The 21,391-nt window shown below is 61.6% G+C and carries 20 protein-coding genes; 10 read left to right on the forward strand and 10 right to left on the reverse strand.

Annotated elements, in window-relative coordinates:
• Nucleotides 1–161: 161 nt before the first annotated feature.
• A complete protein-coding gene (locus ACYVIT_RS14220; protein ID WP_415805205.1) occupies nt 162–1,046 on the forward strand; it encodes a hypothetical protein in 885 nt (294 codons plus the stop codon).
• Nucleotides 1,036–1,842 (forward strand): FxLYD domain-containing protein, encoded by an 807-nt coding sequence (locus ACYVIT_RS14225; protein WP_415805206.1) that lies wholly within the window; start codon nt 1,036–1,038, stop codon nt 1,840–1,842. Before ACYVIT_RS14220 ends, ACYVIT_RS14225 begins: the two co-directional genes overlap by 11 nt.
• A gap of 154 nt (nt 1,843–1,996) precedes the next feature.
• Here the strand turns inward: ACYVIT_RS14225 and ACYVIT_RS14230 are convergent, their stop codons facing one another.
• Entirely contained in the window at nt 1,997–3,007 is a 1,011-nt protein-coding gene (locus tag ACYVIT_RS14230) for an SPFH domain-containing protein (RefSeq protein ID WP_415805207.1), read from the reverse strand.
• 265 nt (nt 3,008–3,272) lie between these two features.
• Here ACYVIT_RS14230 and ACYVIT_RS14235 point away from each other — a divergent pair, with 265 nt between their 5' ends.
• Genes ACYVIT_RS14235 through ACYVIT_RS14255 form a run of 5 tightly spaced genes read left to right on the forward strand, consistent with a single transcriptional unit; the run spans nt 3,273 to nt 8,496 of the window.
• Entirely contained in the window at nt 3,273–4,148 is an 876-nt protein-coding gene (locus ACYVIT_RS14235) for an ABC transporter permease subunit (protein WP_415805208.1), read from the forward strand.
• Between the two features lie 3 nt (nt 4,149–4,151).
• Complete coding sequence (locus tag ACYVIT_RS14240; RefSeq protein ID WP_415805209.1) at nt 4,152–4,859, forward strand: ABC transporter ATP-binding protein; 708 nt, start codon at nt 4,152–4,154, stop codon at nt 4,857–4,859.
• A gap of 32 nt (nt 4,860–4,891) precedes the next feature.
• Nucleotides 4,892–5,890 carry an ABC transporter substrate-binding protein gene (locus ACYVIT_RS14245; protein ID WP_415805211.1) on the forward strand — a complete coding sequence of 333 codons (999 nt, stop codon included), beginning with the start codon at nt 4,892–4,894 and terminating at the stop codon, nt 5,888–5,890.
• Nucleotides 5,891–5,897: 7 nt separating this feature from the next.
• The gene (locus tag ACYVIT_RS14250) at nt 5,898–7,244 is read left to right on the forward strand and encodes an NtaA/DmoA family FMN-dependent monooxygenase (protein ID WP_415805212.1); all 1,347 of its coding nucleotides are present in this window, start codon (nt 5,898–5,900) and stop codon (nt 7,242–7,244) included.
• A gap of 13 nt (nt 7,245–7,257) precedes the next feature.
• Entirely contained in the window at nt 7,258–8,496 is a 1,239-nt protein-coding gene (locus ACYVIT_RS14255) for an acyl-CoA dehydrogenase family protein (protein ID WP_460478212.1), read from the forward strand.
• 25 nt (nt 8,497–8,521) lie between these two features.
• Here the strand turns inward: ACYVIT_RS14255 and ACYVIT_RS14260 are convergent, their stop codons facing one another.
• Both ACYVIT_RS14260 and ACYVIT_RS14265 read right to left on the reverse strand, forming a co-directional pair.
• Entirely contained in the window at nt 8,522–10,819 is a 2,298-nt protein-coding gene (locus tag ACYVIT_RS14260; RefSeq protein WP_415805279.1) for a cytochrome P450/oxidoreductase, read from the reverse strand.
• Between the two features lie 167 nt (nt 10,820–10,986).
• Nucleotides 10,987–11,964, reverse strand: coding sequence for a Bug family tripartite tricarboxylate transporter substrate binding protein (locus tag ACYVIT_RS14265; RefSeq protein WP_415805214.1), 978 nt, complete (start codon nt 11,962–11,964; stop codon nt 10,987–10,989).
• Between the two features lie 113 nt (nt 11,965–12,077).
• Here ACYVIT_RS14265 and ACYVIT_RS14270 point away from each other — a divergent pair, with 113 nt between their 5' ends.
• Nucleotides 12,078–12,905, forward strand: a complete 828-nt coding sequence (locus tag ACYVIT_RS14270) for an IclR family transcriptional regulator (protein ID WP_415805215.1) — start codon at nt 12,078–12,080, stop codon at nt 12,903–12,905.
• Between the two features lie 65 nt (nt 12,906–12,970).
• On the opposite strand, the gene ACYVIT_RS14275 is transcribed toward ACYVIT_RS14270, so the two are convergent.
• Genes ACYVIT_RS14275 through ACYVIT_RS14290 form a run of 4 tightly spaced genes read right to left on the reverse strand, consistent with a single transcriptional unit; the run spans nt 12,971 to nt 16,990 of the window.
• Nucleotides 12,971–13,174, reverse strand: a complete 204-nt coding sequence (locus ACYVIT_RS14275; protein ID WP_415805216.1) for a hypothetical protein — start codon at nt 13,172–13,174, stop codon at nt 12,971–12,973.
• Between the two features lie 57 nt (nt 13,175–13,231).
• Nucleotides 13,232–15,466: a xanthine dehydrogenase family protein molybdopterin-binding subunit gene (locus ACYVIT_RS14280; protein ID WP_415805217.1), complete on the reverse strand. Its 2,235-nt coding sequence runs from the start codon at nt 15,464–15,466 to the stop codon at nt 13,232–13,234.
• Nucleotides 15,467–15,477: 11 nt separating this feature from the next.
• Nucleotides 15,478–16,473 carry an FAD binding domain-containing protein gene (locus ACYVIT_RS14285; protein ID WP_415805218.1) on the reverse strand — a complete coding sequence of 332 codons (996 nt, stop codon included), beginning with the start codon at nt 16,471–16,473 and terminating at the stop codon, nt 15,478–15,480.
• 4 nt (nt 16,474–16,477) lie between these two features.
• Nucleotides 16,478–16,990, reverse strand: a complete 513-nt coding sequence (locus ACYVIT_RS14290) for a (2Fe-2S)-binding protein (RefSeq protein ID WP_415805280.1) — start codon at nt 16,988–16,990, stop codon at nt 16,478–16,480.
• Between the two features lie 388 nt (nt 16,991–17,378).
• Between ACYVIT_RS14290 and ACYVIT_RS14295 the strand changes: the two genes are divergently transcribed.
• Nucleotides 17,379–17,864, forward strand: coding sequence for a DUF421 domain-containing protein (locus ACYVIT_RS14295; protein WP_415805219.1), 486 nt, complete (start codon nt 17,379–17,381; stop codon nt 17,862–17,864).
• 40 nt (nt 17,865–17,904) lie between these two features.
• Nucleotides 17,905–18,804, forward strand: coding sequence for a non-homologous end-joining DNA ligase (gene ligD / locus ACYVIT_RS14300; RefSeq protein WP_415805220.1), 900 nt, complete (start codon nt 17,905–17,907; stop codon nt 18,802–18,804).
• Here ligD and ACYVIT_RS14305 read toward each other — a convergent pair whose 3' ends face one another.
• Genes ACYVIT_RS14305 through ACYVIT_RS14315 form a run of 3 tightly spaced genes read right to left on the reverse strand, consistent with a single transcriptional unit; the run spans nt 18,805 to nt 21,096 of the window.
• Entirely contained in the window at nt 18,805–19,395 is a 591-nt protein-coding gene (locus ACYVIT_RS14305) for a hypothetical protein (protein ID WP_415805221.1), read from the reverse strand. It abuts the gene before it with no gap.
• A complete protein-coding gene (locus ACYVIT_RS14310; protein WP_415805222.1) occupies nt 19,386–19,649 on the reverse strand; it encodes a hypothetical protein in 264 nt (87 codons plus the stop codon). Before ACYVIT_RS14310 ends, ACYVIT_RS14305 begins: the two co-directional genes overlap by 10 nt.
• A gap of 55 nt (nt 19,650–19,704) precedes the next feature.
• Complete coding sequence (locus tag ACYVIT_RS14315; protein WP_415805223.1) at nt 19,705–21,096, reverse strand: sigma-54-dependent transcriptional regulator; 1,392 nt, start codon at nt 21,094–21,096, stop codon at nt 19,705–19,707.
• Nucleotides 21,097–21,391: the final 295 nt, after the last annotated feature.

The following is a 21,391-nucleotide window of genomic DNA, read 5'->3' on the forward strand; positions in this document are numbered from 1 at the left end:
CGCATGGCGCGCCTGCCAAGGTGCGCCGTCCGAAGCGGCGCACTGCTTTTATTCGTATTTCGTAATATTTTGATGCGAGCAGGCCCCGCGGCGTTTTGCGCGCCGGGTTATCCTTGCGCCCCAGGATGATCACCCTGCCCGCGCCAAGCGGGGCCGCGCGCATGCCCACCAAACGTACCACCATCAACACCATCACACTGACCTGCTCCGCCTGTGGCAGCAGCCAGTTCACCAAGCTCGCGACCAACGAGTATCGCTGCAATCATTGCCAGGCCGTCACATTGGTCGAGGACGATGTTGCCCAGCGGCTGGAAAAAATCCTGCGGGGCATGCAGCAGCCGCAGCCCGCGCCGGTGCAAATCAAGCCGGCTGCGATTGCGATCATTATTGCCGCGGTGGCGGCAGTCTTTCTGGTGCCGCTCGTGATGACGCTGCTGCACGATTCGAGTACGCCCGTCCCTCGTTACGAGCCCGAAAAGCCCATCGATCCTGCTCTGATCAAGCTCACCGATGTGCAGAATATCAAGACCGGCCGTGGCCGCGAACTCGTCATGCTGATGCACAATGACACGGGCCGCGACATCAACGCGCCGACCGTATCGGCGACCTTTTACCGGGATGCATTGACGCTGAGCAGCACCTCGGGCTCACCGGTCGCCAATACGCTGTTGCCGGGCGAGTATGCGCCTGTGCGCCTATCGATGCCCGATGAACCCTTCACTCGCTACGAGTTGAAAGTCCAGCGCGTGTCTCCGACCGACCGTATCAGCCGTGCCGTGGTCGCCGAAAAGGTGCAACTCGTCCTCAACGACGGCACCTATCGTCTGGTGGGGCTGGCGCGCAACATCGAGATGGGCACGGCGCGCAGCGCCAGAATTGTCGTCACGCTGTATGGCAAAGACGGCCGCATCATTGGCGTGGGTTCAGGTTATGGCGTGGCCAATGAGCTGGGGCCAAACGCCGCCACACCGTTCGATGTACGTTGCGATATGTTCAGCGACGAGAAAGTCGCGTCTTATGACTATATGGTGCAAAGTGAAGGCTAGCCGCTACACCGCCGTGCTGCTGGCCGGCATGATTCCCTCATTGGTGTTTGCACAAGCGACAGAAGTCCCGCCGACACCCAGTCCGTCCCGCATCATTCACGTCGATCCCGCCAATGTCCGGGTCATCGATCATTTGCGCCTCAGTACCGAAGAGTTGCTGGACGAGAACTTCAAGTTTTTCGACAGCTCAGTCATGGCCGTCGTCGATCCGCATCGGCTGCCCAGCGAAATCGGGCGTTCGCAGCTTTATCTGGAGTTCGTGAACACGAGCAAAGACACCATCATGGTCGATCCCAACGTGACAATGGCGTTCTTTGAGGGATCGACCGCGATCGGGTTGCGTCACGAGTGGACGATGCCCGGCACGATCTATCCTGGCGAACGTGTGCCCATGATGTTCACGGGCGAGCGCTTTAACAAGATCACGGAAATCAAGGCAGACTGGCAGCCGGCCAAACCCGCCGCCCTGCCCGGTCCGCGCCCCAAGCTGAAAGTCACCATCGAGAAAACCGACGCGGGCATTGGCGGCGGCACCTTGAATTTCACGTACCGTTATCAGTACAAGTATGTGACGGTGTTCGGCCGTGTGCTCAATGAGTCGTCAAGCAACGTCGACGAAATCCGCGTATGGGTCAGCCTGTACGATGCCAAAGATCATCTGACGGGCGCGCGCTATGAGCAACTGCGCGTGCCGACGCTCAAGCCCGGCGAAAGCGTGCCGTTTCAATTCGACGTCAAACAGCACGGCGCCAATTTTGCACGCGTCGCGGTCGTCTATGATGCCGAGGCGCAGTAGTCGCCGCCGACGGGCGTCCTCATGCGTCGCTTGGCGTCGGGATACCAGCATCGCCACCGCGGCTCAGCAGGCTCTGAAGTTCGCTCCACACACGTAACGTGTAAGTTTGACCGGGTGCATCGCACTGCGGACACAGAACCTGCTGCATCGTGTTCTAGCTGGTGAGTTTCTTGAGCACCTCGGCTTTGGCCGAGTCGTAGTCCGCAATGGTGATCAGTCCTTTGTCCAGCAGATCTTTCAGTTGCTGCAGGCGTTGGACAGGGTCCGCGCCGGCAGACCCAGCCGCCGCAGCGGCTGCTGCGCCAGCGCCGGGCACGAGCCCTTGCGCCATGGTCTGCCCCAATGCCGCGCCAGCGGCCAGGCCAGCACCGATACCGGCGATTCCACCTTCGTTCTGCGCGGCCATCGGAATGGAACTGGCGGTCTGGTATTGGGTGTACTTGCCCAGATCGCCCGTTATCCCGATCGAAATCCGCGTATCCAAGGCCTTTTGCAGTTCCTCGGGCAAAGACACGTTTTCGACGGTGAAGTTATCGAGCTTGATGCCATACCGATCGAACACCGGGCCGAGCGCCTCGGCGATTTTTTGCGACATCAGGCCCTGGTTGGCCGCAATATCCAAAAAGGCGACGTTCGATCCGCCCAGCGCCGTCGTCATGGCCGCCACCACCATATTGCGCAGTTGCTGTTCCAGATCGTCAACGGTAAAGACATCGCGCGTACCGCTGATCTCGCGATAGAACTTGGCCGGATCGGAGATCAGATACGAATACACCCCAAAGGCGCGCAGCCGCACCATGCCGAATTCGCTGTCGCGTATCGTCACGGGTTGCGTAGTGCCCCAGCGCCGTCCCAGTTGCAACCGGGTGCTGAAGAAAATCACATCCGACTTGAACGGCGACTCAAAGAGCTTGTCCCAATTTTTCAGGTACGTCAGCACCGGCAGCGTCTGCGTGGTCAGCTTGTACATACCGGGGCCGAACACGTCCGCGATCTGGCCTTCGTTGACGAACACCGCCATCTGCGATTCGCGTACGGTCAGGCTGGCCCCATATTGGATTTCAAAATCCTGCATGGGATGACGCCAGGCGAGTACGCCATCGGTGTCCTCATTCCATTGCAGGATGTCGATAAATTGTTTGCGGATAAATGAACCGAAACCCATACGAGGCTCCTCCCTTTTCCTGGTTGGTGCGCAGTATATAGCGCGATTGAATATATTGCGCCCGCCTCTGCTCGGGCTCACGAGTGGTTGACGCAACCAGGACACCTGCCCACGCCACGACGGCATGTAGAGAACACCGAAAGCATGTCAAACAACAGCGCCGTAATTTGAATATGCCTGATTAAAAAATGACGAATTGATCGTTTGCCCCGTAGAGGTGTTTACCTAGAATCTGCGGCTCACCCATCGTTTCCAGGCACGATTCATGTCCCTCGGTACTGCCACCTCGCCGCCCTCTGTACACGCTGACACCTCGGTACGCAGCGCCGCGCGAACCCGTCCTCTCAACAAGACGGCGCGCGCCGGCATCATCAATCCGGCCAACTACTTTCTGCTCTCCTGGCTAGTTCCGGTGTTGCTCGTCATAGTCTGGGAAACAGCTACCCAAGCGGGCCTCATCCGCTCTCAGGTCCTCCCGCCTCCCAGCTCGATACTGATCACCGCATGGGACCTGCTGCGTTCCGGGGAATTGTTCCGGCACCTGGGGGCCTCCCTGTTGCGGGCCCTCGCAGGCTTTCTCATCGGCGGCACGGCCGGATTCGGATTCGGCGTGCTGACAGGTTTCTCCCGCGTGGCGCATGCGCTGCTGGACCGCCCCATCCAGATGATCCGCGCCATTCCCTTCCTGGCCCTGCTGCCGCTGGTCATCGTGTGGTTCGGAGTGGACGAGACAGGCAAGATCTTCCTGGTCTCGCTGGCCGTATTTTTTCCTCTCTACGTAAATACCGTCCTCGGCATCCGCCAGATTGACCCCAAGCTGCTGGAAGTGTCCCAGGTCACGGGCCTGTCGCGGCTGGACACTGTGCGCCGCATCATCCTGCCCGGTGCGATGCCCTCAGTGCTGACCGGCGTGCGCTACTCGCTGGCCACGGCCTGGCTGGCGCTGGTCATCGCCGAAACACTGGCCACCACTTCGGGGATAGGCTTTCTGGCGATGGATGCCAGGGAATTTCTGCAGACCAACGTCATCGTGTTGACCATCATCATCTACGCCCTCATCGGCGTCGTCGCCGACGGTCTGGCTCGGATGCTGGAACGCCGCTTGTTGTCCTGGCATCCCAACTTCACGGACAAGGGGTGAACCATGGATACCCTCATTCCCGCTTCCGAACTCGCTGTCGAAGTGCATGGCCTGCGGCGCAACTACGGCGAACGCACCGTCATCGAAGACCTCAGCCTCACCATACGCAAAGGCGAGTTTGTTGCCCTGCTCGGCGAAAGCGGCTGCGGCAAGACCACGCTGTTGCGCGCGCTGGCCGACCTGGATGCGCCCGATGCCGGCACCATCCACGCCCGCGGCTCAGCCGCCGTGGTCTTCCAGGAGCACCGCTTGCTGCCCTGGGCCAGCGTGCTCGATAACGTCATGCTCGGACGGCCGTCCGATTCCGTGCCTCAGGCGCGCGCCGCCCTGGCCGAGGTCGGCCTGGCTGGCCGCGAGGACGACTGGCCGCGCAACCTGTCGGGCGGCCAGGCGCAGCGAGTGGCGCTGGCCCGAGCCTTGGTCCGAGAGCCCGGCCTGCTGCTCCTGGACGAGCCTTTCGCCGCGCTCGATGCGCTGACCCGCATCAAGATGCACGTACTGGTAAGAGAACTCGTGGCGCGCCATCGCCCCGGCGTCCTTATCGTGACTCACGATGTCGACGAGGCTATTGCCATCGCCGACCGCATCCTGGTCATGCGCGACGGCCGCATTGCCAGCGAGCACGTCACCAGCAGCCAAAACGATTTCACACAGTTGCGCCACGGCCTGCTCACCAAGCTGGGTGTGGCCGACGATCTGATCCGCCGGTAGCCTTCGACCCCAAAAAACAGGAGCTGCATTTCATGCCCGTTCTTAATACCCCTCTGACCCGCCGCGGCCTGCTGAAAATGGGCGCCGCAACGCTGGCCTCAGGATTGATTGTCCCTACGCGAGGCCTGGCCGCCCAGGGTACCCGCGATACGGATACTGTGCGCCTGGGCTATGGCCGCGGCGGAATCCCGCTGGTCGCGCGCGAACGCGGCGAATTGGAAAAACGCCTGAAGGAACGAGATATCAAAGTCGAATGGATAGGTCCGTTCGCCAACCACGCTCCCTCGCTGCAGGCAGTCGTGGGCGGCAGCGCCGATTTCGGCTTCTGGGGTTCCACCACGCCCGCGTTGGCGGCCATATTGGCCGGCTCGCCCCTGGTGTTCACCTCCTTCAATGTGTACTCGCCCCGCTCGACCGCCATCATCGTCAAGACAGACAGCGGCATCAACCACGTGCGTGACCTGGCCGGCAAGCGCGTGGCGGTCAACAGGGCTGGGCTCGGCGAGTTCCTGGTCGTCGCCGCGCTGGAGAAATTCAACGTGCCGCGCGAGAAGGTGCAGTTCGTCTACCTGAATCCGCCCGACGCGGGCCCCGCGTTCGCCCAGGGCAAGGTCGACGCCTGGTCCATGTGGTCGCCCGGCGTGGACATCTCGCGGGAACAGAACGGCGCCAAGGACATTTTCTTCGAGGGGACCGACCTGGACTTTCTGATCGATTACAGCTCGCTGGTCGTGACTCGCGACTTCGCCACGCGCAATGCCGCCTTGGTGCGCGCCGTGCAGGACGCCTATTACATCGAGGGCCAGTGGATCTCCGAGCATCCTGTCGAAGCCGAGATCATTGCCCAACGCGAAGGCAAGTACAACGACGCCGTGCGCGACAAGCTGGTCAGCTACGCCCGCAAAAACAAGTTCTACGAGCCGGATGACGATGACTTCATCACCGAGTTCCAGCGGGCCGCCGATTGGCTGGCCTCGCACGGCATCATCAAGTCCAACATCAAGGTCGCTGACCACAGTATCAAGGTTTGAATCCACCATGTCTGCAAATCCGATACGGCTGGGCGTCAACGTACTGGCCTCTGGCCGCCACGACGCCGCCTGGAAGACCCTGCCCGACGCTGCGGCCCTGTCCACCGACATCGACCACTTCACGGCCATCGCCAAGTCCGCCGAACGGGCTCTGATAGACGCTATCTTCCTGGCCGACGGCCCGGGCGGCCTGGTGACGGAAAGCCACACCCGCCCCTGGCGTGCCTTGGACCCGTCCATCCTCGTCGCGGCACTCTCACAGCATACGCAGTATGTAGGCCTGGTCGCCACCACAACCTCGCTGTTCGGCCATCCTCATACCATCGCCCGGCAGATCGCGTCCATCGATCACATCAGCCGGGGCCGCGCAGCGTGGAACATCATCACCTCGCAAAACCCGCCGTCGCTCGGCGCCTTCGGCGTCGACAAAGGCTGGGATCAGGCCGAACGCTACGAGCGCGCCCGCGAATTCGTCGAGATCGTCACAAGCCTGTGGAGCAGTTTGCCGATACAGGCCATCGAGGCCGACGCGGCCTCACACGTCTACCTGAACCCGGCCAGACTGCGCCCCATCGATTTCCGCGGCCGTCATTTCGCGTCACGCGGCGTGTTGTCGGTGCCGGAAAGCCCGCAAGGCCGTCCGGTGATCTTTCAGGCCGGCCAATCTGCCGACTCCAAGGCCTTTGGCGCGCGCTACGCCGACGCGCTGTTTACGGGCCAGCGGGTGCTGGCCAGCGCGCAAGCGTTCTATGCCGAGACCAAGCGCCTGGCGGCTTCTTTCGGCCGCGATCCCGGCCAGTTGCTCATCATGCCGGGCCTGTTTCCCATCCTGGGCTCCACCGACGATGAGGCGCTGCGCCACAAGCGGGCGCTGGACGACTTGCTGAACACCGAGGCGCTACGCGCCGAATTGGCCCGCCACCTGGCATTGGAGCCTGCAGACCTCGCCGATCTTGACGCGCCGTTGCCGCACGCCAAGATAGATGCGAATGAATCCATCGTACCCATCGCCTCGCGCTGGCACCGCAACGAGATGCTCAAGGAAGCCCGCACCAACGGCTGGAACATCCGCGAACTGATGTTCTCCAACATCACGGGCGGGCATCGCGTCTACACGGGCACGCCCGACGGCTTTGCACGCAACATCATCGAATGGGTGGATGGACGGGGCGCCGACGGATTCAATCTCAACATTGACGTGCAGCCCGCCGGCCTGGATCTGATCGCGGACCATGTGATTCCCGTCCTGCAGCGCGCGGGGCGCTATCGCCACGAGTACGAGACCCGCACGCTGCGCGGCCATCTGGGTCTGGAGCCCTTTCGTCCCGGCGCCGTCGAGCGCCTCAGTGCCTGACGGGAGCCATACCATGCAGCATGAATTCGCCATAGAGACGTCAGGCTACGCTTGGAGCGCCATCACGCACGCGCTGGGATTCGAGTCGTTGTTCGAATCGATTGCCAACGAAGCGCCGCAGCGCGACGTCGAGCGGCGGCTTCCCCGGGATCGCGTCGCCGAACTCAAGGCCGCTGGCTTAGGCAGGCTGCGCCTGTCGCGCGAACAAGGCGGCGCTGGACTGGCGCTGCCTGATCTTTTCCAGCTCGCACGCGACCTGTCCTATGCCGACTCCAATATCGCGCACGCTTTCCGCAATCACTTCTTCGCGGTAGAAGAAGCCCTGCGCGCGCCCTGCGAGCCCTTGTACGCGCGGCTGCTGCGCGAAGCCGCCGAAGGCCGCACATTCGGTCTAGGCTTCGGCAATGCCCCGCCCAAACGCGCTGGCGAAGCACCGTCAGACGTTACCGGACGCCTGGAATGGCGTGCCGCGCAGGGCTTTTATGTGGGTAGCGGCATCAAACCCTATTCCACCGGCAACCTCTATGCCGACTGGCTCCTCGGCCCTGCCCGCGAAAGCCGCGAGGAGGAACTGGTGCAGTACCTCGCCTCGACCAGCGCTCCGGGCGTGGACTTGGACGACGACTGGCCCGGGTTTGGCCAGAAGCTCACGGGCTCGGGCAACACGCGATTCGCCGAGGTACACATCCAGGCCGGCGATATCTATCCCACACCCGCCCGGGCAGCGCACAACGGCACCTGGCGCTATACCTTCCACCAGGTGTACCTGACCAACGCCATCGCCGGCATCGCCCGCCGCATCGCGCGCGACAGTGTCCAGCTCATCCACGAACGGCGGCGCAACTTCTATCATGGCCAGGCCGACATGCCGCGTGACGAAGCCGTGCTTCAGGCGCAGCTTGGCCGCATCGCTGCACACGCCGGCGCACTGGAAGCTGTCATAGAACGCGCGATACTGGCGCTTGCAGCCGCTTTCGACGCCTACGGCAGCGCGCAGGCCGATGCACTGGCCCTGGCTGCGACGCTCAAGGCGACCGAAGCCAAGATCGTCGCCGACGACATCGCGCCGCAACTGGCAGGCTGGCTGATAGACCTGGGTTCAGGTTCGGTCGTCACCACTGAGGGCGCGCTGGACCGGCACTGGCGCAACATCAAAGTCATTTCGTCCCACAACCCGCGCCTGTACAAAGAGCGTTTTCTCGGTGATCACCTGCTCAACGGCGTCCTGCCGCCTACCGGGGCGTTCTTCTGATCCTCGCCACGCCTCAAACCAACATCTACAACTCCAACACAATGCGCCCGCCATTCCGAGCCCGAGAGCAACAGCTCATCATCTTGCCGTTCCCTTCGCGCTCAGCCCGAGTCAGCACGACATCCCGATGATCAATATCCCCGGCCAACACCCGCACTTCACACGACCCGCATAGTCCTTCTTCGCAATCGCTTTGTACATCGATATTGGCCGCCCGCAACGCAGTCAACAGCGTCTGATCCGCCGGTACAGTGACCACCAAGCCAGAGTCTTTGAGCTCCGCCTCGAACGTCTGCTCTTTCGACGGATCCAACGACCCCAGCGTGGAATGAAAATGCTCCACCCGCAGCGTATCCTCCGGCCAATGCGCACAAGCCGATGTCAAAGCCTCCAACATGCGCTCCGGACCGCACGCATACACCTGCGTCCCCGCCGCAGGCTGCGCCAGCAATGCCGTGAAATCATTCCGCGTGCCCTCCTCCGAGACATACACACGCAAACGCTCACCATGCAATTGCTGCAGCTGCGCCAACAACGCCATTCCGTCACGCGAGCGCCCGCTGTAATGCAGTTCGTAGTCGATGCCCAGATCGCGCGCACGGCGGGCCATCGCGCTGATCGGTGTAATGCCTATGCCACCCGCGATAAAGACCGCCCGAGGCGTCGTTTCATCCAATCGGAAATGACTGCGCGGACCACGGATACGCAACCGCGTGCCCGGTCTCGCATACTCATGCACCCAGGCGGATCCACCGCGGCTCTCTGTTTCTCGCAATACCGCGATCTGCAGCCGCCCAGTTTCCGCGGGGTCGCTGCACAGTGAATATTGACGCGACATCCCCGTATCGCCGCATTCCACATCAATGTGCGCACCAGGAGTCCAACGCGGCAACGCCTTTCCATCAGGCGAGGCCAAGGTCAGCATCACGATATTTTCAGCGACCGCATCGGCACGCTCTACCATCACCGGCCGCGTCACCGCATGCGTAGACGGCTCACCAATACGCACCGCCTGACGACGCGACAGAATCTCGGGTTGCGCACGCTCTGGATTCTGACGAGGATCCCATTCCACCCACACATGCTCCGGCCCACGGAACGACGTATTCGGCACATACGTAAATGCCTGATCGGCCAAACGCATGTGAGGCAGACGGCGCGTGAATTCCTCGAGGAAAATCTGCATCTCCATGCGGGCCAGATTCTTGCCCATGCATTGATGCGAACCATAGCCAAAGGTCAATTGATCGCTGGCATTCTCACGCCGGATATCAAACAGATCCGCATCGGCAAAATGGCGCTCGTCATGATTCGCTGACGAACTGACAATCAATAATTTCGATCCTGCCGGGATTGGCGTTCCCGCGATATTCGTATCGCGCGTGACCAACCGTCGCCATGCCGCCACCGAACCGTTATGACGCAGGCATTCCTCTACCGCGTTGGGAATCAGCGAGGGATCTTCGCAGATATCACGCCAGGCGTCCGGATGCTGCAACAGCAATTTGATGGCGTTAGCCGACGCATTGGCCGTCGTCTCATGTGCAGCAACGATGCCAGCCATCATCATGGAATGCAGATAAGAGTCCGTCACCACATCGGGATAGTCTTTTTGTTTGCGTATCCCGTATTGCATCCAGCCCGGCTGGTTAGGGTCTTGACGCATCTTGTCCAGGATTTTTCCGGCCAACTGCCAGAAATTTCCCACGGCGTGGGCGACCGCAACTTGCTCCTCTGGTTTGGGCCGGCCCCACGTATTGACCGTGTGCGCAATGGAATACTGACGCAGCAGATCCATGTCCTCCTCGGGCACGCCGAGGAAATGCAGCGCCACCGTCAAGGGGACTTCCCACAGCATCTGATCGACGAGATCCGCGCGACCGTCATTGATGAATCGGTCCACATACTCGCGCGTCAGACGGCGCACCATCGGCTCGTGATGCTTGAGCGCCTCTGGCGTGAAAGGCTCCATCAACGCGCGACGCCGCGGCATGTGCGCCGGCTCGTCCTCGTTGACCAAGGTACGGTTCATGGCGTAGCCGTAGGATTCCAGCACCGCATTCGCCTCGGGCCCTGTCGGCGTGATTTTCTCAAGCGCAATCGATGGACTGAACGTCATGTTGTCACGAAAGATCGCCTTGATATCTTCGTAGCGCGTTACGACCCAATAGCCGAGCTTTGGGCTATAAAACACCGGTTCCTGCTCGCGCGCCCAGCGGACATAGTCCGGCGGGTCCTGCTGATAAGCGTCACCGAACGGATCGAACTCCGCGGCGCGAGGGCTCACGTGTACGGGACAGCCGGAAGGAGCGGCGTTAGTCATCTGATGCACTGGACAGCCTGCGCCAGCTGCCGGGCTCGGGTTCTGAGCGTGCGTCGCACCCAACACCTCAACGGGCCCGGATCGCTGTCCGTCGACCTGGGTTTGTCCTTGACTAAAACGTGATGACATAACGTCGTTCCTGTAATGCGGTAACGCGCGAGAGGCGATTAATCCAGTTTGATATTCAGATCGCGAATCAGCTTGTGCCAGCGAACGCGCTCGTCTTTCAGCAGCGCGGCATATTCCGCGGGGGTGTCACCCACCGGCTCGATGCCGAAGTCCACGAGCTTCTGGCGAATCGTGGGATCCTTGATCGTCTCCACCAGATCATGATTCAGCTTGTCGATGATGGGCTTCGGCGTTGCAGCCGGGACGACGATGCCTACCTGAGCGGCCGCCTCGACATTCTTGTAGCCCAGCTCGGCAAACGTCGGCACATCAGGCAGCTGAGGCAAACGTGTGGGGTTCGCCACGGCGAGCGCGCGGACCTTGCCGCCCTTGATGAACCCGGCCCCGGCAGCCAGATCGACCATCATGACGGGCACTTGCCCGCCCGCAACATCCGCCAGCGAGGGCGCGGCACCCCGATACGGTACGTGTACGAGATTCACTCCGGTTTCCACCTTGAGCAATTCCATCGCCAAATGATGCGGACTGCCGGCGCCGGCCGACCCGTAATCCATGCCCTTGGCACTGGCTTTGACCTCCGCGATGAAACCCTTTACGTCCGTGGCCTTCAGCGCGGGGCCGGCGACCAGAATCATCGGGAATTTCCCTAGCAGCGTCACGGGCGCCAGGTCTTTCTCAGGGTCATAGGACAGCTTTGCGTACAACGCCGGATTGAAAACCAGCGTGCCATTGTCGGCCGACAACATGGTGTAGCCATCCGGCGCCGAACGCGCCGTTTCCGAAGCGCCGATCGCCGTATTCCCGCCGGGCTTGTTGTCCACCACAATGGTTTGCCCCAGCCGCGGCGACAGGCCCTGGCTGATCGTACGCGCCAGGAAATCCGAGCCACCGCCGGCGGCATACGGCACGATCCAGCGAATCGGCTTGGACGGATAGTCGTCGGCTAGCGCGGGGGCTGCCGCCGTCATCGTGAGGAGGGAGCAGGCGAACGCGCGAGTAAAGCGGCCAAAGGGCATGATTGTCTCCGTGGTGTTGTGGCTGCAAAGCGTAGCTTATTTTGCGTAAATTCTATACGCTATGCGTAAATCGTCAATACGGGATAACCTATCATCGGGTCATCTCCCCCCTAATGCCCACTATGAACCCTCCATCCGCTACCCCCGCCTCTACCCGCCCTCGCGAACGCCGCCAGCGAGTCCAGGCTGCCGAGACCGGTACCGCCATTCTCAAAGCGTTAGGTAGCCTGGGCGGACGCGCGAGCCTGACATTGATCGCCTCGCATATCGACGAAAGCCCTGCCAAAGTGCATCGTTATCTCGTGAGCCTCGTGGAAGGCGGTCTAGTAAACCAGGACACTTCTACCCAGCAATATTTCCTGGGCCTGGAAACATTGTTGTTGGGATTGGCGGCGATGCGGCAGGCGGACCCTATCCGCATGGCGGAGTCCTCGCTGATACGGTTGCGCGAGGAGCTCGAGGTCACCTGCTTTGTCGCAGTGATGGGCAACAAAGGACCCACCATCGTTCGATTTGAAGAGCCCGGCCTGCCCGTGACCGTCAATGTGCGGGTAGGCTCGGTGCTGCCCATACTCTGGTCGGCCACCGGCCGCGCGTTGCTGGCTGCGTTGAATGAGCGCGAAGTATCTGCAATGGCTCGGTCGGAATTACGGGCCGCCACACCCGCGCAGCGTGCGCTGCTGGACGCCCATGAGCCTATCGAGGTGCTGTGCCAATCCGTGCGGGATGCCGGCTGCGCTTCCGTACGCGATACCAATCTGCCGGGCATCAGCGCGGTCGCCGCGCCGCTCTACGACTATACGGGCCGCCCTCGAGCGGTATTGACGGCGCTAGGCGCATCCGGCGGATTCGACCCTTCGCCGGAAGGCGTAGTAGGTCAAGCGGTACGCCGGGAAGCCCAGGCCATCAGTCATTTGCTAGGCTACAGGGCAAATTCCTGACCTGGGCGGAAATGGGGTGTGCGCGAGCCGCCCGCTCGCGGCGGGCGACCGTGACGCATAGAGGCTCAGCGTGAGCCACCCGAGGAGGGATAGGCCGGGCTCGGGGTGTTGGTGTTGTTGTCCGGCATCGTGGCAGGCGCCGGGGGTGGCGCAGAGTTCTGATAACCCGGACGGTCGTAGGTGCTGTCACCGTCGTGATGACGATGGCTGCAGCCCCCCAGTACCAGACCGGCGGCAATGATGGGCAAGGCAAACATTCTCAGCTTCATGATGACCTCCTGTTGTATAGGAATCGTCTTACCCGCATGTTGCGTACCTGCGTCCGATCACAACAGATCTTCGATACGCACCGGCAGATCGCGCACCCGCACGCCCGTGGCATGGTAGACCGCATTCGTGATGGCGGCAGCCGTCCCTGCCAAGCCTATTTCGCCTATGCCGCGAGCGCCCACCTCGTTCCAGATGAGATCGGGATAATCCAGAAAACTCACGTCTAGTTGCGGCGCATCGGCGTGCGTTGCCATGATGTAGTCGGCGAGATTGCTGTTGATGGGCGCACCCGAACGCGTGTCGTAATGCGTCTGCTCGAACATGGCCATCCCTATGCCCATCACGATGGCGCCTTCGATCTGGTTGCGGCCGGTGCGGGGGTTCAGTACGCGGCCGCCATCGATGACCGTCACGACACGCACCACGCGCAGGCGCGCCGTAGCAGGATGCCAGGCGACCTCTACAAAATGCGCCCCGTATGAATTGATCGAGTACTGTTTCTTCAATGATTTGCCGCTGCCGCCATGACCGTCGCCCGTCACGCTGGCCACGCCAGCCTTCGTCAACACCTGAGCCAGCGGCACGCCAGCGTCGGCCTTGTCATCGGCAACGCAGATACGGCCATCCCGCATCGCGAGGCTCTGCTCCGATTGCCCGGCATAAGGGCCATCCTTGCCTACCGCCAGACGACAGGCTGCCCTCACCGCTTTGCGCGAGGCCTCGAGTGCAGCTGGCACAATCGACGCCGTCGCGGCCGACCCGCCTGATACGGGTCCCGGCGGAAATCGCGTATCGCCCAGACCAATCTGGATACGATCCAGCGCCAAGCCCGTTTCTGCGCTCACCAATTGCGCCAGAATCGTGTATGTGCCTGTGCCGATGTCCTGTGTCGCGCAGACCAACCGGGCCGAGCCGTCGGCGTGCAAACTGACGCGGGCATCGGTCGGCATGCGCAAACCGGGCCATGAGCACGCGGCCACGCCCCAGCCCAATACCTCGTCGCCGCGGCGCATGGCACCTACCGCAGGTTGGCGGTGTTGCCAGCCGAAGCGCTCGGCGCCCTGCTCCAGGCATTCGCGCAGGTGTCTCGACGAAAACGGCATACCCGTGCCTTCGTCATGCTGCGGTTCGTTGCGCAGCCTTAACGCTACCGGGTCCATCTGCAACGCCACGGCCAATTCATCCATGGCCGACTCCAGCGCATACATCCCGGGCACCGCCCCAGGCCCTCGCATCGACGTTGGCGCGCCCACGTGCCGTCGCGCCAGCCCCCAGCACACTTTCAGATTGGGCGTGCTGTACATACGTGGTGTTGCCTGGCCACACTGTTCCCGGTAATCATCCAGCATGGATGCCTGACTCAGATAGTGATGCTGCAGCGACACCAATCTGCCGTCTGGTGTCGCGCCCAGCCTCATGTGCTGGTGCGTGTAGGGACGATGCCCCGCGCTGTGGAACGTCATGGCGCGGCTGATGACCACCTTGACGGGGCGGCCCAGTAAACGTGCGGCGGCGGCGGCCAACACGGAGTGCGGCCACGGCCACAGCTTGCCACCAAATCCCGAGCCGAGGTAATGCGAGATCACCCGTACGTTTTCTTTTCCAGTACCCAGCATCTGAGCCACCACCTCACGATGGTTCACGACGCCCTGCGTAGACTCGTACAACGTATAGGCCTGCCCATCGAACGCAGCAACGCAGGCATGCAGCTCCATCGAATTGTGGGTCTCGACCGGTGTGCTGTATATCGTCTCGATCTGCACGTCCGCGCTCGCATAGGCGGCCGCCGCATCGCCTCGTTCGCTTTCAACGGTGAGAGAGGCCTCCCGGTCTGCGCGAGACTGCTCATCCCGCGTTTCAGGGATGTCTCGGGGCGGTGAGACGTGCGGTGTGCTGGCCTCATAAGCCACATCAACCACATTGGCAGCGGCCTGCGCCTGCTCCGGGGTGTCGGCCACAACCAGCGCCACATATTGGCCATAGTAGCGAACGATCTGGTCGTCCAGCGGAGGACGAGCCTCGTCGATGTTGCCACTGGCGGCGCGATAGAGCGGCGGCCGGTTGCCATGGTGAATGACTATGTGCACCCCCGGCATCGCCTCTGCCGCCCCCGTATCCAATCCGGTAATGCGGCCATGCGCGATGGTGGCGCACACCGGCACGGCGTGCAGCATATCCGGCAGCATGAAATCGGCGGCGTAGCGCGCTGCGCCGCTGACTTTGAACGGACCATCGATGCGGACGCTGGGCTGTCCGATGACATCAGGATGAGCAAGCATTGATTGAACCATCAGGTGCGTCCTTATTGCAGCGGCAGAGCCGTGGACAGAGCGTGGATCAGGCAACGGCGCGCGAGCTCGATCTTGAACCCGTTCTCACTTTGCGCGACCGCACCCTGCAAGGCCGACTGGGCGGCTTTTTCATACAGTGCGGCACTGGGAGCACGGCCCGCGAGTTCCGTCTCAGCCGATGGGCAGCGCCATGGCCTCGTGCCTACACCACCCAACGCAATACTCGCAGCCAGGATGTGTGCATCGCGCACCTGCAGCACCACGGCAGCCGACACCAGCGCAAACTCATACGACGCGCGGTCGCGCAGTTTCACATAGCACGAACGCTCGCTTGCCGCGCTGGCGGGCAGAGTCACATGCGTGATCAGCTCATTGGGGTCCAGTACCGTCTCATGTTGCGGCGTGTCGCCGGGCAGCAGGTAGAAATCGCGCAGTGCGATATCACGCCTGCCATCCGGGCCCTGCACATGCACCGTGGCGTCCAGCGCCATCAACGCCACATTCATGTCCGATGGATTGCTGGCAATGCAATGTTCGCTGGTACCCAGAATCGCCAGATTGCGATTATGCCCGCCGATGGCATCGCAGCCGCTACCCGGATCGCGCTTGTTGCACCGGGCCGCTCGATCACGAAAATAAACGCAGCGCGTACGCTGCAGCAGGTTTCCGCTGGTGGTAGCCATGTTGCGCAACTGCGCCGACGCACCCGAGAGCAGTGCCTGCGACAGAACGGGATAATGGGTCGCGATGCGCTCGTCGCGCGCCAGGTCGGCATTGCGCACCAGCGCACCAATGCGGGTGCGTCCGTCGGGCAATACCTCGATGTCGTTCAGACCCAAACCGTTGATGTCGATGATATGCGCCGGGGTCTCGACATCGAGTTTCATCAAGTCCACCAGGGTCGTGCCGCCTGCCAGAAACCGGGGCGGCGGGCCGGCCCCTTGCGTGCTGAACAGGCGCAGCGCGGCATCGATATCGGTGGCGCGCGTGTATTGGAACTGGTGCATGCGTCTACCCTTTCCCGCGTACGTCTTGAATCGCTGCAACGATGTTGGCATACGCCCCGCAGCGGCAAATGTTGCCGCTCATCAGTTCTCGTACCTCGCTGTCGCTGTCTCCGCATGGTTCATGCAACAACGCGGCTGCCGACATGATTTGCCCGGCAGTACAGTAGCCGCACTGATAGCCGTCATGCTCGACGAATGCGGCCTGCAAGGGATGCAGCGACTCGGCGCTGCCCAGGCCCTCAATGGTGGTGACGTCCTTGCCGTGCAGGGTCACCGCCAACACCAGACAGGCGTTGACCCGTCTGCCGTCGACATGCACCGTACAGGCGCCACATTGGCCATGGTCGCAGCCTTTCTTGGTGCCAGTCAGGTGAAGGGATTCGCGCAAGGTGTCCAGCAACGTCGCGCGAGGGTCCAGCGTCAACGCATGGCTCACGCCGTTAACGCGTAATGCGGTCGATATGCCGTGCTGCGACACTTGATGCCGGATCGGCGACTCCGCAGGCGGGAGATCCACGTCCGGCTCGTCTGTTTCAGGATTCTGTGGCGGCTGAGTGGGCGGCTCGCGGGGCGGATCCGTAGGTGGCTCATGCGGCGGCGTGATCGGCGGTTCCCCGGGCGGCGTATCAGGAGGGCCATCAGGCGGGATTTCTGGTGGGTTGTCCGGCGGGATTTCTGGCGGGATCGTCGGCCGGCCGGGATTCGGGTGCGGGGGCTGCGGAACGTGCATGCTCAGATTCACTGCATTCTCCTGAAAAGCAAAGACGCCCGACCGGCGTACGCAAGCCGCATGCCAGGCCATCGCCCTGCCCCTGCTCACCGCCTGAACGCGCCGTTGCAACGCGATTTTTGTTCAGGCCCGAAACTTGCTCTCTGCATATACCTACATACGGAAAGAGAAGAATATGCAGCCCGACTGGACGACCATGTTTTCGCTCTCGATGTCGCCGCTGGAGATCATCATCCGCGGCAGCATGATGTACTGGTTCATCTTTCTACTGCTCAGAATGGCGGGTAGACGAGACGTAGGCTCGGTGGGAATCGCAGACATGCTGGTATTGGTCTTGATCGCCGATGCTGCGCAGAACGGCATGGCGGGCCAATACGAGTCCATTACCGATGGCATGATCCTGGTCGCCACCATCATCGGTTGGACCGTCGCCATTGACCGCCTTGCCTACTACGTCAAACCCATTGGGCGGCTCCTCACCGCGGATCGTGTCTGCCTCGTCCAGGACGGCCAGATCCGCACGCGCAATCTGCGCAAAGAATTCATCACCAAAGACGAACTACTGAGCGAGCTGCGCCAGCAAGGCGTCGACGATGTCAACGAGGTACACCGCGCCTATATCGAAGCCGACGGCAACATCAGCGTAATCAAGCGAACCTGAGCAAACCCTACGTCCCATCTCTGACTCTCTGGACCATGTCATGACCAGCCTCTCTATGCAAAGCAACACGCCAGAGCGTATCGGCCACGTCACGCTTACCCATCCGGACCGCGTCGTGCTGCGCCCACCCAAGACCACCAAATCCGACCTGGCTCATTACTACGAAGCTATCGCCCCTCACATGCTCGAGCACCTGAAAGGCCGCCGCATCGCCATGCTGCGGTGTCCAGATGGCGCTGACGAAGATTGTTTTTTTCAGAAGCACTTGACAGGCGACCTGCCCTCCGGCCTCACGCGGGATGCAGGGCACCTGCAGATACAGTCCACGGAGGGCCTGCTGGCTCTGGTGCAGTTGGGCGTCATCGAGTTTCACACCTGGGGCGCCCATGCCCCCCAGCATGACAACCCTGACCGCGTCACGATCGATCTGGACCCAGGGCCGGACATATCCTGGCGTGGCCTGGTCGAAGCCACGCAACTGGCCCACGGGCTCATGACCGAAGTCGGTCTTGCTCCCTTTTTAAAGACTACAGGCGGCCGAGGACTACACCTCGTCGCCCCCATCCGCGCCACCCGTTCCTGGGAGACCGTCAGAATCCTCGCCCACCATCTCGCACAGCGACTGGCGAATGCCATGCCCGACCGCTTCACCGCCAACATGGCCAAAGACCAGCGGCACGGCCGGATATTTGTCGACTACCTGCGAAATGGCAACGGAGCAACCGCCATCTGCGCTTACTCCGTGCGGGCCCGGCCTGAGGCGCCGGTCTCGATGCCCCTGCCTTGGGCGGCATTGGACTTTCACAACGACTTGCGAGCTGCGGCGTTCAACGTACGCAATGCGCTGGACCATGTGCAAACCCATGAAGATCCTTGGCATGACTATGCCGCTCGCCGCACGGTACTGACGCAACGTATGCTGGATCGATTGGGCCTCTGATCAGCGAGCCGCAGGCTCTGGTTCCGGCGGAACCAGCGGATCGAAATCCTGCCATTTACCGTTTTCCCAACGGCCATTTGCACGCTCAACATCCTGACCGCCCGACTCGCGCAACAGACGCGCGACTTCGGTTTCCTTGTCAGAGGACACGGTCACTGCCAGCAGGACGCCTGCGGCACGCACTGGCGGATGTTCCTCGACGACAGACACCCCGCCATTTCGCCGTATCCGGCGCTTGCGTACGCGGCCGATCGCCACCATCGCGCCGATCAAGGCGCCCACATAGGCACCCACCCCGCCGGCCGCAATGACAATCAGACTGGAGTACTCAAAATTGCGCACCGCCAGCATCGTCAGCACCGCACCGAGCAAGCCCAATATGGAAGCCCCAAACAGCACCCCGATCACCCCGCCTGTCGCGTCAGGATCCTCGCGGCGGTCCCCGCCGACAGGAAAGCGATCATGCGAGCCCGCCGAGTTCACGTAGAACGTGTGGACCTGATCCCCTGCGAACCCGTGCCGTTCCAGGTGTTCGGCGGCGACGCCTGCCTGGTCAAACGTTTGATATCGCGCTGCGACAATCAATGACATGAGGCATTCTCCTTGCGCCGCGGCTGCCGTTCGCTGCCCTGCCGTGTGCCTGGATAGCGGCCCCCTTCTTCGTATTGCGGCCCATGACGATTGGGGCCTTTATGAGGCTCGGGCTCGGGACGCTCGCCACGAGGCCGGCCGTAGTCGGGCTCCTCGGCGCCCCATCGACCGGACTCTCGCGTGTGCTTTTGCCGCCCGCGATCCGCTTCGGCTTGGTTGTCAGACGGCTCGCTGCGTCGATGCTGATTTGACATGACCTTGCTCCCATTTTGACAATGGGTGCGCAAGCATCATGCCTGCAGCATGACACTAGTGGCCAGATTTTCCATAGTCCTCTTGCGCGGGGTTGCCACCCGGTATCACGTGGCCCGCCTGAGCGTACTCTTCGAGCTTGTTGTAGAGAGTCTTGGGACTGATGCCAAGCACGGCCGCCGTTTGTTTCCTGACCCCCTGGCAACGTTCCAGAGTCGCCAGAATCAATTGACGATCGGCCTCGGCCAATGTCGCCCCTACAGGCACTCGCATCAATCCCTGAAGTTTGGCAGCGCCCAGGGGGCCAGTCTGCCGTATCAAGGTGTCACCAGTCACTTCGTCGCCGTCGGCGAGGATAAAAGCCCGGCGTACGAAATTCCTCAGCTCGCGCACGTTGCCAGGCCAAGTGTGGCTCTGAATGGCTTGGCGTGCCTGCGCGCTAAAGGTCCTGTTCGTACCGTGTTCGGCATTCAACGCCGCGAGAAACTGATCGGCCAGCATCAGAACATCGTCACCGCGTTCGCGCAATGCGGGCAGATCCACGGGAAAGACGTTCAACCGGAAATACAGGTCCTCGCGGAATTTTCCATCCTGCACAGCCTGTTCGGGATTGCGGTTGGTCGCCGCAATCACCCGTACATCGCATGATATTTGCTGGTGCGATCCCACCCGCACGAAAGATCCCGATTCGAGCACACGCAGCAATTTGACTTGCATTTCCAGGGGCATTTCCGTGACCTCGTCCAAGAACAAGGTCCCGCCATCGGCTTGTTCGAAATAGCCCTTGTGCATGCGGTCAGCGCCGGTGAAGCTGCCGCGCTCATGGCCGAATAATTCGCTTTCAATGAGATTCGGCGCAATAGCACCGCAGTTCACCACCACAAACGGCTTTTGGCTGCGTGGGCTCAACTGATGCAGCGCATGCGCGGCCAGCTCCTTGCCCGTGCCGCTCTCGCCGACCAGCAGCGTGGTCACCTCGCTGGGTGCAGCGCGGGATATCTGGTCAAAGAGCCGCGTCATCGGCTCGGAGTTTCCTAGCATCTTGCCCAGACGGCCCGGGGCTTTAACGGGCTGGCTCGAATTTTCCGCGTTGCCAAAACCGTTGGCCACACGATTCAGGATACGCAACAGGCGATCCATTTCGATGGGCTTGACCAGATAATCGGTTGCTCCCAGGCGCAAGGCCTCGATGGCGGAATCCATCGTGCCGTGACCGCTGATCACCACGACCTCTACGTGGCCAATGGGAACCCGTTCAAAGAGATCCATACCGCTGCCTTCAGACAGCCGTACGTCCAACAGCAATAAATCGGGAACATGTCGTTCCCATTCGATTACGGCGCGCTTGATCGTGCTGGCTTGTGAAACCGTATAACCGCTGTCCTTGCCGATTTCAGCCAACGTGTCGCGCACAGCATCATCGTCATCAACGATTAAGAGATGAGGCATACCTATTCCAGGGATAAGGTTTCATGAGCTTGATTTTGCAGCATAACGCTTCCAACATCCGACAAACGTAAACATCAGATACGATTCAATAAAGATTTCAAAATTTCTCTTGTTACTACTCGCTATGGTCGTGAAAAAGTGCGAACGGCTCCAGGGTTTACGGCGACTGCCGGGTCATGGGAACGCTCGTGGCCTGCGTAATATTTACCGGTACGTGTAAACACGACCAGAAGATTCGCCCAGCCGGTGCCCCTGTGCGCTCTATATCAGTACGGTCACCGGCTGGTTGGCACGG

This window comes from Bordetella muralis (assembly GCF_054781015.1).